6 protein-coding genes are annotated in these 14,211 nt (G+C 58.3%); all 6 read right to left on the reverse strand.

Annotated features, from left to right (window positions below):
• Positions 1 to 107: 107 nt before the first annotated feature.
• The gene (locus tag PT275_RS07865) at positions 108 to 3,707 is read right to left on the reverse strand and encodes a BspA family leucine-rich repeat surface protein (protein WP_277153831.1); all 3,600 of its coding nucleotides are present in this window, start codon (positions 3,705 to 3,707) and stop codon (positions 108 to 110) included.
• 411 nt (positions 3,708 to 4,118) lie between these two features.
• A complete protein-coding gene (locus PT275_RS07870; RefSeq protein ID WP_277153832.1) occupies positions 4,119 to 5,282 on the reverse strand; it encodes an ATP-binding protein in 1,164 nt (387 codons plus the stop codon).
• Positions 5,283 to 5,660: 378 nt separating this feature from the next.
• Complete coding sequence (locus PT275_RS07875) at positions 5,661 to 8,171, reverse strand: hypothetical protein (RefSeq protein WP_277153833.1); 2,511 nt, start codon at positions 8,169 to 8,171, stop codon at positions 5,661 to 5,663.
• Positions 8,172 to 8,330: 159 nt separating this feature from the next.
• Positions 8,331 to 10,325: a murein biosynthesis integral membrane protein MurJ gene (murJ, locus tag PT275_RS07880; protein ID WP_277153834.1), complete on the reverse strand. Its 1,995-nt coding sequence runs from the start codon at positions 10,323 to 10,325 to the stop codon at positions 8,331 to 8,333.
• Positions 10,322 to 13,396 (reverse strand): DUF6049 family protein, encoded by a 3,075-nt coding sequence (locus PT275_RS07885; protein WP_277153835.1) that lies wholly within the window; start codon positions 13,394 to 13,396, stop codon positions 10,322 to 10,324. The genes murJ and PT275_RS07885 overlap by 4 nt, the downstream gene beginning before the upstream one ends.
• Entirely contained in the window at positions 13,354 to 14,010 is a 657-nt protein-coding gene (locus PT275_RS07890; RefSeq protein ID WP_277153836.1) for an NUDIX hydrolase, read from the reverse strand. The genes PT275_RS07885 and PT275_RS07890 overlap by 43 nt, the downstream gene beginning before the upstream one ends.
• Positions 14,011 to 14,211 lie beyond the last annotated feature (201 nt).

The raw sequence follows: 14,211 nt of genomic DNA on the forward strand, positions 1-14,211 counted from the left end.
TTCTTTCTGGAAGCGGAGCGTTGTTGTGCCTATGTTATGAACTTTAAAATTCGGAAGTCGATTGAGTTGTTGTTTACGGGTTTGAGCTAATTGACTTCATGGTCTTGTCAGTGGCTGTCGGCGCGGCGATCGCGTGCGCGGTGGACGGCCGCCGCGAGCACAAGGGCGAGTACGCCGGCTGCGAGGATGAGCAGTCCGCGTAGGAGCTGCCGGCGCGTGAGGCCGGTGAAAGGCAGCGCGGTGAAGGGTAGCGGAGGGAACGTGTAGTTGAAGGTGCTGATGATGTACGCTCCCGCTGGGTCGGCGGTTGCGGCGCGTGTGGCCAGTGCGTCGGTGTTGCCGCTCCATGCTGGGCTGCTCATCCCGCTTTTGTCGGCCCAAGTGCCGGACTGGCTGACGTTGGCGAAGGCCTTGTTGTTTGTGGTGTTGGAGAGCGTGGTCTTCTTGCCGAGGCGCAGAGCCTTGAGGTTCGGCGGAAGCATGCCGTCCATGCTGGTGACGCTGGTGGTGTCCCAGCTGTTGAGGTCGAGGGTGCTGAGCCTGGTGTCGTTGGCGAACATGTTGCCCATGTCGGTGACCTTCTCGGTGTCCCATTTGTCGGTGTCCCATCTGTCGATGCCCGTGATGGTGGAGAGGTTGGGGTTGTTGCCGAAGATGCCGTTCATGTCGGTGACGTTGCCGGTGTGCCAATCACTGACATCGAGGCTGGCGAGGCTGGTGACGTTGAAAGTGCTGTTCATGTTGGTGACCTTGCTGGTGTCGAAGCCTTTGAGCCCGGTGATGGTGGTGAGCGCCGGGTCTTCCCAGAACATGCCCTGCATGCTAGTGTTGCCGGCGGTGGCGAGGTTGGTGACGTCGATGGTCTTGACCCTGGGGAGCCTGCCGAACAGGAAGGCGCCTCCGGCGTAGGTGGTCTCGCTGGTGTTGGGGGCGAGCTTGACGCCGGTCTTGACGGTGGCCTTGGTGACGCTGTCGTCGCTCCAGGGAACCCCGGTGGTCACGGTGGTGCCCGCGGAGTTTTCAGGCACGGTGCCGGAGTCGAGGCTGAGTACGCATTCGGCGTTCTCGCCCTCGCCGGTGAGCGTCTCACTCCAGGTCAGCGTGTTGCCGGTGTGCGTGTCCCAGGTGTGGCTGCCGGGCTGCGTGCACGCGGTTGGGAACGAGTAGGTGACGCTGGAGATGACGTACTCGCCCATCGGGCTGTCGGTCGCGGCGCGTGCGGCCAACTGGTCAGTGCTGCCGCTCCAGGCCGGGTTGAGGGTCCAGGGATCGTTGTGGCTCCCGCTCTTGTCCACCCATGTGCCGGGCTGGCTCACGGAGGAGAATGCGGAGTTCGATGGGTCCTTCTTGAGTTTGGTCTTCTTGCCGAGGCGGAGGGCCTGCAGGTTCTGCGGGAGCATCATGTTCACAGCTGCGGTGTTTGTGATGCTTGCTGTGTTCCAGTTGTTGAGGTCCAGACTGGTGAGTTTGTAGTCGCCGTAGAACATGTAGCTCATGTTGTTGACCTGTGTGGTGTTCCAGTTGTTGAGGTCCAGGCTGGTGAGTTTGTAGTCGCTGGAGAACATAGCGCCCATGTTGCGGACAGAAGAAGTGTCCAAGTCGCCTATGCCGGTTATTTGTGTGAGTTCGCTGCAGTTAGTGAACATAACGTTCATGCTGGTGACGTTGTGAGTGTTCCAATTCGAGACATTGATCTTGGCGAGATTAGTGTTGTTGAAGGTGCTTTTCATGTTTTTGACGCTGGAAGTGTCCCAGTTTTCCGTTCCCGTGAGGGTTTCAAGATTTGGGGTTTTGTAGAACATGCCTTCCATGCTGGTGTTGCCTGTGGTTGTCAGATTACCGACGTCGGCGCTTTTGAGTTTTGGCATATTGGCAAAAAGGTAGCTGCCGCTGGTGTTGGTGGTCTGGCCGGTGTTGGGCGCGAGCTTGACGCCGGTCTTGACGGTGGCCTTGGTGACGTTGTCGCCGGTCCATGGGACGTAGGTGTTCAGGATGCCTCCGTTGTGGTTGGGCACGGTGCCGGAGTCGAGGCTGAGCACGCATTCCACGTTCTCGCCCTCGCCCTCGAACGTCTCGCTCCAGGTGAGCGTGCCCCAGGTGTGGCTGCCGGGCTGGGTGCAGGCGGTCGGGAACGTGTAGCTAAAGCCGTTAACGATGTATTCTCCGGCGGGGCTGGTGCCCGCGGCGCGAGTGGCCAGTTGAGCGGTGTTGCCGCTCCATGTCGGGCTGCTTATCCCGCTCTTGTCGGCCCAAGTGTATGTACCAACGTTGGCGAAGGCATTGTTGCCGGCGGCGTTCTTGAGCGTGGTCTTCTTGCCGAGGCGGAGGGCATTCAGGTTCGCCGGGAGCATCTGGTCCATGTATGTGATCTGAGTAGTGTCCCAGTAGATGAGATCAAGCGTGGTGAGTTTGGTGTCCCTGTCAAACATGTAACCCATGTCGGTGACTTGGGAGGTGTTCCAGCCGTTGATGCCAGTGATGGCGGTGACGTTGGGGACGCTGGAGAAAAGATAGCGCATGTTGGTGACGTTGCTGGTGTTCCATTGGTCGAGTCCGTTGATGGTGGTGAGGGCGGGGTCCTGCCAGAACAGCGCAAACATGTCTTTGGTCTGGCTGGTGTCGAGGTTGGCGACGTTGGCGGTCTTGAGCTTGCTCATCCTGGCGAACAGATAGCGTCCGCCTCGTTCGGAGACGCTGACGCCATTGTTCACGTTGACGGTGGTGACGCTGTTGTCATGGTCCCACGGGACCGCGGTCGAAGTCGACGTGTCTGCATGATAGGGTGCGGTCCCGCCGGTGAAGGTCATGGTGCATTGTGTGCTGTCGCTCTCGTCTGGTGCCTCCTGCCAGTCGAGGGTGTAGGTGTTGTCGGTCCAGTGATGCCGGCCGGCCTGGTGGCAGGTGAGACCCGAACCGGCGTACATGTTGGCCTGGGTCGCGGAGGCAGGGATGTCGAGTCCTGGGTTGCCGATGGTCTTGAGAACAGTCGTGCCGCTGAACATGCTGTCCATGTTGATGACGTTGCTGGTGTTCCATTGGTCGAGTCCGTTGATGGTGGTGAGGGCGGGGTCCTGCCAGAACAGCGCAAACATGTCTTTGGTCTGGCTGGTGTCGAGGTTGGCGACGTTGGCGGTCTTGAGCTTGCTCATCCTGGCGAACAGATAGCGTCCGCCTCGTTCGGAGACGCTGACGCCATTGTTCACGTTGACGGTGGTGACGCTGTTGTCATGGTCCCACGGGACCGCGGTCGAAGTCGACGTGTCTGCATGATAGGGCACAGTGCCACTCGTAAAAGTAAGCACACAGTCGTTGCCTACGACCGTTTCGTTCCAATGAAGTGGGTCAGTGCCGCCACTTTCTGGCCATTTATGGTCACCTGGCGTTGCGCTGCAGGTTCCGTCCTGCGGGCCTATACTGTCGCGGGTCTCAACGTGGTGCTTCTTGGAAGGTTGCGGCTCATTGGCCGGAGCGGGCTTTGCCGGTTTTGTGCCGGGCGCCGTGGTGTTCGGAGTCTTTGAGTGCTCCGCAGTCTGCGGCGGTTCCTGCGGCTGGGAGGGCGCCGGGGTTGCAGGGGTTGTGGATTGAGCTGAGTCGATCTGGGTGTCGGGGATGCTGGATTCAGGCGCGGGGGCATTGGCGGAGAGAAGCGCGAGCGCGGTGAGCACGACCGCGATCTTGCTTGTAATACCGTTGCGCCACGACGACATCCTGATACCCCTTTTGTAAAGCCACACCCAACACTGCGTCTAATAAACCATACAGAATCAAGAATACCGTTTCAGCAATACAACTATGTCTTACGCCAAGGAATTATCACCATATGCTTAACTGCGTTAAAAATGCCTCAGAATGAAGGGATTTGGTGCCTGGTCTGAAGCCTCGTGAGTCTTTGTGCCAATGCCCTTCTCGATGAGAAGAATAGCGCAACTGTATTGCCTATTGGTTCAGGTTCGTCGCCGTGGACGATTTATACCGATGAATACGGCGTCCGGGGCTAGGCGGCACTTTTGCCCGGTTCGAATGAGTGAGATTTCGGAATCGCCAACGATAGTGTTCGTGTCTGTGGCGCCGATGATTGTTTTGCGCCCGGTAACAAGTGATGACAACGGCGAAATGGCTTAGAGACTGGTGCTCAATGTGTAGCGTGTGGTTGCTCCTTTACCGGTGCGGAGCAGAACGCCGTCTGTGACGAGCTTGCGTAGGATTCCCTTGGCTTTTGTCGGCCCTGAACCGATTAATTGCTGTGTCTGGGCACGGGTGATGTCGTTGTGCGCACTGAGATAGGCAAGAATGGTGTCCTGTTCATTGCCCTTTTGTATCTGAGCGCTGGCTGCTGCGGAGATAGGAGTCGGGGAATCGCCATCAAGGTGGGATGGTTGGGTATGGATATCAGCGTCGGCCGTGGATTTTTCGATATTAAGATTTTCAGCTTTACTCTTGCCTAGAGCGTGGCTATTATTTCCGACCGTTTTCAGCGTGAACGCAAGTTCGGTGCGGTCCGGGTCGAACGATTCCGTCAATCGTGGGTGGGGAAGGCCAGCCCAATCGCAGCCTGCGCGCATGGCGTCGAAGCCGCTGCCTGCGCGTTCGGCGATGGAAATGAGTGAGAACATCTTCAGCAGCGTGGGGTTGCGGGAATCCGAAATACCGCCGGCCATGGCCACATCGGCCGGGATTCGCAGGCCGCCGGGATTGGCGAATGTGATCTTGTCTTTTTGCAAAACGATGACGGTGTTGCCGCGCATGTAATAATCGGCGTGGATGAGGGTGTTGGCAAACGCCTCGCGCAAGGCAAGGTGCAGAGGGGTGTCGTCGACCCGGCGCAACTCGGTATCGACCATGAAGGGCCTTGGCACGGATTGGGTCAGCCTTTGCCAGACGCGCAGCCAGAAATCATAGAGATTACCGCTCCATTCCCCGTCGCCACTGACTATTCTGTGGTCCCAACGGCTGGTTCCGCCCAACTGCTCCCTGTAGTCGAGGAAAAAGTACGGGAATTCACGTGTGATCATCCATTCCTTGCCGAACATCAGAAGGCCTGCGCGGGTTGGGTGCGGTTTATTGTCCTCGCCTTTGGCGCTCGTTCCCAGCCGTAGCAGGAACTCGTCGGTATCGAGCGAAAGCCAAGGGTGGTTGGGACGTGCGGCGCTCATGGTGTTGCGATACGCGTTGATGGTGCCTTTGTCGAGGTCGTCCAACGAGAATTTTTCCAGCGGCATCTGATCCAGCGCGGTGGTCCCGTTGCCTTTGTCTGAGTGGCTCAACGATTTAGAATCGAACATGACTGCCATCCTTGCGTCGGCCGCTTATCGGTCGCGGCCGAAGTAAAGGCTTCGGGCGCGACCGATTTATCATATAAATATTAAGTGTATCGGATGTTCGCGACCGACAGGTAGAAATTTGCGTCTGACATCGGACGTTTTTGACCAAGCTGCGTCCGCTAGAGTCCGATATGCGACCGGTAATTGGACGTATCCGGCCGATGTGCGACCAACAGTATCCAACAAACGGTTGTTTGTGACAGTTGCTGCGAATTTTGCAACAACTGGAATTCTCTTAAGTTCTTCGCATTTTATTTTGGTCAGATAGTTGTTATATGTGGCCATGCCTTACTTGAAGATATCCGAGATTCGAAAGGTAAATGTTTCACGAGCAAACTTCTAGAACAGCTGGACGTGGTTGATGTAGAGGGAGTGGTTGGGCAGGGAGTCCATCGGGACCCAAAGCAGGAAGTCCTGCGAATTGACGGGCTTGGAGAACTTGACTTCGGTGGTGCCGCTTTGGTCGAAGGTGAACTGCGCGACCTGCTGGCCGGCGCTCGGGTCCTGGGTGGTGTTGGCGATCAGGTAGCCGGTGCCGCCGGACGTGCGGATCTGGACGACGAAGCGGGTGACGGTGGACGGCTGGCTTACGTGCATGTAATACGCAAGGCCGTTCTGGCCTGCGGGTTGACGGTAGAACTCCTGCTTGTCGATGATCAGCGGGGTATTGTTCACCGGAATCGAAGGTGCGGGCACGGCGTTGGCGATCTTGTCGGCGTTGGTCACCTTCGGCGTCGCCCCGGATTGCGATGAAGTGCTTCCGGAAGACTGCTGCGACGAAGTGCCCCCGTTTTGCTTGCTTGAGCCATTGTTCTGCTCTTCGGCAGTGCTTCCGTTGCCTTGGGCCCCGAACGGCACTTTGTTCAGATTCATGTTGGGCCACGGGTCGGAGCTGGACTGCTGGTAGGATCCACCGCTGCTGCTGTGGCCGATAAGTTCGTATGCGGCGATGCCTGCGGCCGCGATAATCAGCACGATGACGGCGATAATGGCCACGGCTTTGGTGGTCAGCTTGCCCAAAAGCGGGGTGTCGGCGATGTCGTCGCTGGATGTGTTGGTTGTCTGCTCGGCCTTTTGCTGCGGTGTGAAGCTGGGAGGGGTAATCACCGGATTGGCGGCGTTGATGGCTTCCTGCTCCGCCTGAAGCGCCTGTGCGGATTCATGTCCGGGCTCGATGAAATTTCCATTGGTGTCGAGCAGCGGGATACGGCCTGTGGCCTCGGTATGGTTGCCGGGGGTGCCGTCGCGCAGGCTGGTGGCGTTATTGCCCTTCATGGCAAAGTCGAATTGCATCGTCGGGTTGGTGGTCTGGACGGCATTCGGATCGAAATCCGGGAAAATAGAATCGTCGGCCGTCGAATCGAACGACTTAAAGGCATCTGCCATTTCCGCGGCCGTCAGGTCGTGCAAATCCATGCGGGGGGCTGCGGCGTTGCTGATATCGTCGGGCGAATTGCCTGAGCCGTCGTTGCGGGTCTTGTTGCGCTGACGCCACCACTTCGCGGCCTTGTCGTCCACGGATTCTTCCGGATTTGCGGTCTGGGAGGCGGGATTGGCATTGGTGTTCGCTGATGCATTCGGTTGGATTACGACCGTGGCGCCTGAAGGATTGCTACTGGCTGACGATGCCGGAGATACCGGAGATACCGGAGATACTAACGACGATTGTGATGCCGGCGAAGCCGCTGAACCCTTTTGCGGAGGCATCACTGTCGTTTCGTCAGATGTATTACCAGAAGGCTGGTTGTCGTCTGTGCCGTCGCTCTTTGGCTGGTCGGAAGAATCCGCTTTACCCGCATTGGGTGATGCCGGAACGGAAAGTGAAGACGTTGCTTTCGAACCGTTGGCGGAAGCCGCCGCAGCAGCAGTGGGCTTTTGCGCCGCGGCGGCAGCCAAGGCGCTGGCACCAGCTCCGGCCGCTCCGGCCGCTCCTGCCACCGCTACTGCCGATTCGGCTGCACTGGCCGCCTGACGTGCACGGAATTGCAATTGGTTGGTCGAAAGATTTTGCGGAAAATCAAGGATATTGCCGTTCCGCGGCCTGCGTAGCGCAAGTCGCAAAATCGAAGCCTCGCCATCGGAAGTGGGCCGTTTCAGCTCGCTTCCGGGAAGTTCGGTCAGTGGTTTGACCGACCCTAGCAGGGCCACAAGTTCGGCCAGCGAAACCATGGAAAGGCTCGGTCTGCTGTCGGCGTCCTTGATGGTCAGCCCGCGCTCGCAGATGATGTGGAACTCTTCCGGAGTGTCTTCGGGAAGCCGCGAAAGATCGAAGTTCTTGACCTCGGCGGTCCATTCCCCCGTGAGCATCGAGTAAAGCAGCGCCGCCAGCTCATGCACCGCCAGCATTTCAGGGCTTAGGTTCCGTGTGTCCGGATTGCTGACGAACATGGCCTCGACGGGGGCATCGGCGATTTGCACGCCCTTTGAGGTGATGCGCACGATGTCGGTGCTCAAGGCGCTCATTTTCAGGTCGTCGTGAAGCAGGGTTTCGAGTCCATCGGCGGTTTCCGCAAGGATGGAACGCATGGCTTCATAGCCGAGTTTGCGGGTGCCGTGGCCGATGAAATTATTGAGCGAAAGCCCCTGATCAAGGCGCGTGATCAGCACGGGAATGTCGCCGACATGCTGCATCTGGATGACCTGCGTGAAGTGCGGGTTGCGTGAAAGAGTGAGCGTCGAGGCGATGGCTTCGAAACTGGGGATCGCGGCCTTGTCGGTGACGATGAGCAGCTGGCAATCCCGCGCGAGGATGCGGTCGTTGGCCTTCCACGCTTCAAGGCCGGGTACGCTACGCAGCGGCGACACCAACGTATATCTGCTGATGACGATATCTCCCAGCTGTGGCTTCATAATATCCCCGACCCTACGCAACGAACACAAATAATTATCAGACGGTACAAACCGCCTGTTTCATTCTATCCATGGCCGTAGCCGGGGCAAAAGTTTTTTGGCAAGATTTCGTGTCGATTTGGCACATTCCGGCCGCTTGACTGAATATCGCAAGGTTTCTTAGTTCTTGGTTTCGCGATCTTCAGGAAGAGTCGGGAACGTCAGATCGTCGGGTATTTCGGAATCCGGGAATAGGTTGTGATTGTTAGGCTTCTGGTTTTCAACGCTTGCCGGCATTCCAGTGCTATCCGATTTGGACCTGTCGGTTTCAGAATCGTCCGTTTCGGAGCCATCCGTTGTGGAATCACCGGTTTCGGGCGTATCTGGCGGATCGGGTATGCCGAAGTTTTCGGGGATTCCGGCGTCTTCGATCGCTTCGGTGCTGTCGGTGGCGTTGGTGTCGTCGGCTGTGTGTTCCGTATTTCCGGCGTTTGCGCCGCCGGGGAGCTTGATGCCGAGCTTGCCGGCCAATGAGCGGGCGATCGGCATCAGTTCGCGCGTGCGAAGCACCCACAGTGTACCGATATAGAGCACGACGATCACGATGGCGAGCACGCAGCAGACGCCCACGGCCTGGAACCAGTTCATGTGGCCGCCGCGCACGCCCGAACCGGGGTCGATATCGGCGTGGAACAGCGCGTAGACCGGGTAGCGCAGGAGCAGGCCGCCGGCAATGGCGACCAGCGCGGCGACGATGCCTTTGGTATAGGTTGCCGTAATACGTTTGCCGTCGATGTCGTCGTTGAAACGTTTGCGAATCATCACCAGCAGCAGAGGGAACGCGCCGACGTAGCTGAACGAGATCGAGAACGCCATCAGCGAGGCCCAGTTGAACGGCGAGATGAACAGCCCGCCGATCAGCAGGATCGCGACCTGGATGCCGTTCTGTAATACAATGAAGAGGAACGGGTGATAGCCGTCCTCGAAGGCGTAGAACGTGCGCTGGATGAGCAGGTAGGCCGAGGAAATCGGCAGGCTCAGCGACAAAAGGCTCATCGGTCCGGCCATCAGTATGGCTTCTTTGACGCTTACGCTCGGCAGCAGCGCCAGGGCGATCGGCGTGGGTATGACCACGAAGACGGCCGTGAAGAACGCCATCATCAGCCACACGTTGCGCAGTGATTCGCTCAGGTCGTTGCGTGCGCCGGGAATGTCGTGATCGGCGATGGCCTTGGCGATTTTCGGGAAGACGGCCGTGGCCACCGAGACGGCGATCAGCGAATACGGCAGGATGTAAATGGTGTAGGCGTTCTGGTACGAGGCGTTGCCGGCGATATCGAACTGGCTGATATGCTGCGCCGCGGCGGCCTTTTCGGGGGCGCTGGTCAGCTGACGGGTATTGATGATGTTGGCGATCTGGCCGACGAGGACGATGCCGAGGCTCCATGCCGCCACCGGACCCATCGAGCGCAGGCCGATGCCGCGGACGCCCCAGCTCGGGCGGTAATGGATGCCGATGCGGAAAAGCGGAACGAACAGGATCAGCGCTTGGAAGGCCACGCCGAGCGTCCATGTGCCGGCGGTCAGGGCCATCTTGTCCGGCGTCCAATAGCCCAGCGGCTGGTGGCTTGCGCGGCCGAACATCAGAATGAACACGGTGAAGCCGATGCAGCTGATGACGTTGGCGCCCACCGAGCTCCAGGCGTAGGTGCCGAAGTGGTCTTTCGCCGCCAGAATCTGGCCGATGACCGTGTAAAGCCCGTAGAAGAAGATCTGCGGGACGCACCAGAAGGTGAACGAGGTGGAAAGTGCCATCATATCCGGCCCCGCGTGCACGTAAAGCTTCACGAGCAGGGGGGTGAGCGCCGCGACCAGGGCGGTGATGCCGGCCAGCAGCACGATGGCGAAGGTGATGAGCTTGTTGAGCCGGTCTTCGGCGTCCTTGGCCTTGAGCGTCCGCACGATCTGCGGAACGAGCACGGCGTTGAAGATGCCGCCGGAAACCAGCGTGAAGACGACCTGCGGAATGGTGGAACCCGCCTGGTAGGCGTTCGCCGCAAGACCTGTGGTGCCGAGGGCGGCCGCCAGCAGAATCGTGCGGATCTGGCCGGTGACGCGGCTTGCCGCGGTGCCCACGGCCATGACCATGGAATTGTGACCTACAGAAGAACTCATTCGTCAGGATCTTTCTTACGGTTGAATTGGCGCCAAAGGCCGATAACCCCCAGGACCAGCGCGATGGCTATGAAAATGATGCCGCTCATGTCGCTCAAGCGCAAGGTGCTGGTGATGCGTGTCGACTGCGGGGTGGAGAACGCGTCTCCCTTGCGGTCGGTGAGCGTCAGGTGCGCTATGGCTGTGCCGGACGTCGAAACGCGCACGTTGAACGTGGTTTGCGCTTCGCTTCGGGCGGGGATGGAAAGGGTGACGAATCGCGTCGTGACGATTTCCATTGAGTTAGAAAGCGACGAGATTTTCACCGTGACGGGGTAAGGGTGATTGTTGCTTACCGTCACCGGCATTTTCGCAGACTCGCTTAAAACGGTAATGGATTCCGAAGGCGTGATCGCGACGCCGTTCATCAGCTGGTTGGCCAGGTTTTGGGCGCTCGCGCTCATGTTTTTGGCGAGGGCGTCGCTGGCGGAAAGCGCATGTAGCGCGATGGCGTTGTGCAATGAGGTGATGGCGTCGATCCAATCGCAGCCGTCTTTCGAGCGTTTCGCGGTGGCGTCCGCGTCTTGGCGGGCGAGGGCCTGCGCGTCGCCGGTGTCCGTCTTGCTGCCTTTGGGGTTATTGGAGTTGCCATTGGCCCCGCCGCTGCCGTTATTGGTATTTGAGGATGACGACGGCGACGATTTTCCCGGGTTACTTGTATTGCCGGATTGATTGCTCTTTTGATTTTGCGGTGTCGAAGCGCCATTGGTTCCATTGGCATCGGTTGATGTACCGGGTTTGTCAGTGTTATTGAAATCTCCCGATGCGCCCCCTCCACCAAAATCTCCCGCACCGCCGAACTTGTTGGAATCGCCGGATTTATCCGATTTGTTCGACTTTCCTGACGTCCCCGCTTCTGTGGACGAGTCCTCTGAGGACTGGTCAAGAATGGAGGAATTGAACCGGTCGACGTCGTTTTTGCTGGCAACGAGGCTGGAAAGCGTCTGCTTGATGAGCCGCAACGACGAGGCGTGGATGTCAGACGAATCCGGCACCATGTTCGCGGCACGTTGGCCGGAAAGGTAGGTTTTGGCCTGGTCGAGTTCACTGAGGTTGCGCAGGCTGAGCCAAGGTGCCTGTTCCAGCGTCTGCATCAGGGTGTCGGCTTCCTGGGCATTGTTTTCGGAATTGACGGCGGAAGTGCCGAAGCAGACCAGCAGGTTGCGCGTGGCGTAGGGGCTTTCCATCTGATAGAACGCGCTTTGTGCCATGAACCGCGCCAATCTGCCGGCTGCGCTCGATTCGCCGTCCACGCTTTTATCGGTGGCCTTGCCCTCGGCCAGCCTGCTCAGCTCGTCCTGCGCGGTGAACACAGTGACGTCGCCGGCGGAAGTGCGGATGGTGTATTTGCCCGTGTGGATGGTGGAATTGGTGCTGTCGGCGGTGCTGCTGGGTTCGGGGGCGATGACGGTGGAATACCCCTGCTGCTTGGCCGTTTGCAATGAATCCATGGTCCATTGTCCGCGTCCGGGCCAAGCGTAGGCGGTCGGATTCGCGTTCGGGTCTCCCAGCGCCTTACGGTATTGTTTGATCGAAGCATCAGCAGTCCACGTTTTGGTGGCGGCCCCGGCTTTTTCATACGAGGACTCGTCGTTCAATGCGGAGTATGTGGTGATATCGAAATTGCCGGGTTGCATAATGCCGGCAGATTTCGGCGGTATGGCAAGGTTTTGCGCCAACGTCGGATCGGCGATGACCTGCAGTCCCGGATGCTTGGTCACCAATTGCTCGGCGGTCTGGGAAAGTTTGTGCGTACCTGAATTTTTTTTGTCGTTGCCACCGGTGGCGTTGGTCAGCATGGAATTGACGATGGCATCGTTGCCAGCGCTGTTGTCATTGCCGTTTTGCGCGGTGCCGCTTGTGGTCGTAGGGGTTTTTGCGACGTCGCTATCCCCCGTGGTCAAGAATTTATTGAGTTTATCGTTGTCGACCTGCCAGTTGTCACCGGTCAGCGGCATGACCATCGTGATGTCCATTGGCGGGGTGTTGGCGGTGTTAAGGCCATCGCTGGAACGGGTGAGGAACGTGTGGGTGGTGTTGACGTACGTTGTCTGGGAATTCGATTTCGTTCCGTCATCGCTGGTCGTATTTTCGGGGAACGAATAATCGATGCGCACCGGTTTCGGACCCCAGGAAAGCATGTTTTTCAAGCTTGGCTGGTCAGAGTTCATGTCGATGGAAACGCTGACCTTCTCGTCTTTCTCGATTTGCGGTACCGGGACCTGACCCAGCTGGTTGGGAACTTGGATCCGCGAATTTCCCTGGGCCCATTGCTGTAACTCCGAGCGGGAGGCGAACGTGTAATAATCGTTGGCGCTTACCGTAAACGTGCCTTGGACGATGGTGTCGTTGCTGGTGTTTTTGATGGTGGCCTTGAGGTGGTAGCCCGAAGTGGCCGTGACTACGGGCGTCGAAGCGATAATGGTGACTTCGGCGTCGTCTCGCGCCTTTTTGCTGTTTTTGGCAGCGGTAGCGGAGGTCGTGTCGCTTTGGGAATTGCTGTTGTCATTGTTATTGCTGCTGTTGTTGGACTGCGTTGACTTTCGAGACGACGAAGAAGAAGACGAGGACGACGAATTTGAGGAAGATGACGAAGACGAGGTACTGGGGTTTGAGGATCGCGTTGAAGGGGAAGTCTGCTGAAGCGTGGTTCCGGTTTTGCCCGGCGTATTCTGCTGTGTAGGCGCAGGCTGGGCTGGCGTCGCCGGCTTGGCCGGTTCGGTGTTGGAAGAATCACTTGGCGTGGAAGGGTTGGCCGGAGTAGGTGATGTGCCTGAATTCCCTGGATTGGCTGGCGTCGTATTCGTAGTGGTATCGGTAGGCGGATTGGTTGCCGTGGAATCCACCGCGATCGCTGCGTTCGGCGAGAACATCAGCGCGCACGCGCACACCAAGGCGACGACGGACGAAACAATCGCCGAAATCCGGGTGGAGATGGGCGATTGCTCGTGGTGCGTATTGCCGTCGGGGACGCAGGAGTGCCAGTGGTTCAACCTTCTGCCTGCCTGTTCAGTTTCTTGGCGTAAAGCCACGCGATTTTACGTTCGTTAGGATAGCTCAGCACATTGTCAAGGTCATCGAAATCCACCCAAATGGCGTCTTCGGCCTCATGATCAGGGTCGCCCTCCACTGTCAGGTGGCCGCCAATCTGGCGTAATGCAAAGTGATGGACCAGCTTGTGGACGCGCTCGGACTGGCCGGTGAACCAATAGTCGATGGTGGCGATGGAATCGACGACCTCGCCCAATATACCGGTCTCCTCGTGTACCTCGCGTACTGCGGTTTCCTCCGGTGTCTCGCCCTTTTCGATATGCCCTTTCGGCAGGCACCACTCAAGGTGACCGCTGCGCGAATGGCGGGCGATGAGCGCGACGCGGTTGCGGTCGTCGAAAATCAAGCCGCCGGCTGAATACTCGCGGGCCACCGGCAGTTCCTGGGCGTCGAGCGTGGCGAATTTGGTCGGGCCGTGGACGCTGCGGTGATGCGGCATCATCCTCGGCGTCGGCGCCCCGTCCGGTTCGATGAAACGGACGATATGTTCCTCGGACTGGGAGGTATAAAGCAGTTTGTCTTCTTTGTGCCCGTTTTGGGCATGGTCACCCGAGGCATTGGCTATCATGCGAGCCAGGTCTGCGGGCGTTATCATACACTCCAGCTTACTCAGAAGGATGTGCAGGTAGGGTAACGGGATTACAAAGGGCACAAAACCGGCCTGAATCGGGTTGACGGGATTGGTGTGGCTTTACGTGTATTCGGCGACAGCAACGGTTGCTGTCGTTTGCTGCCATTAAGAGATGACCGTTACTTCATTATTTGTGCTTCGTTGATCCCTCTAACGGGTCAATCC

Source organism: Bifidobacterium sp. ESL0745, assembly GCF_029433335.1.
Classification (GTDB): Bacteria; Actinomycetota; Actinomycetes; order Actinomycetales; family Bifidobacteriaceae; genus Bifidobacterium.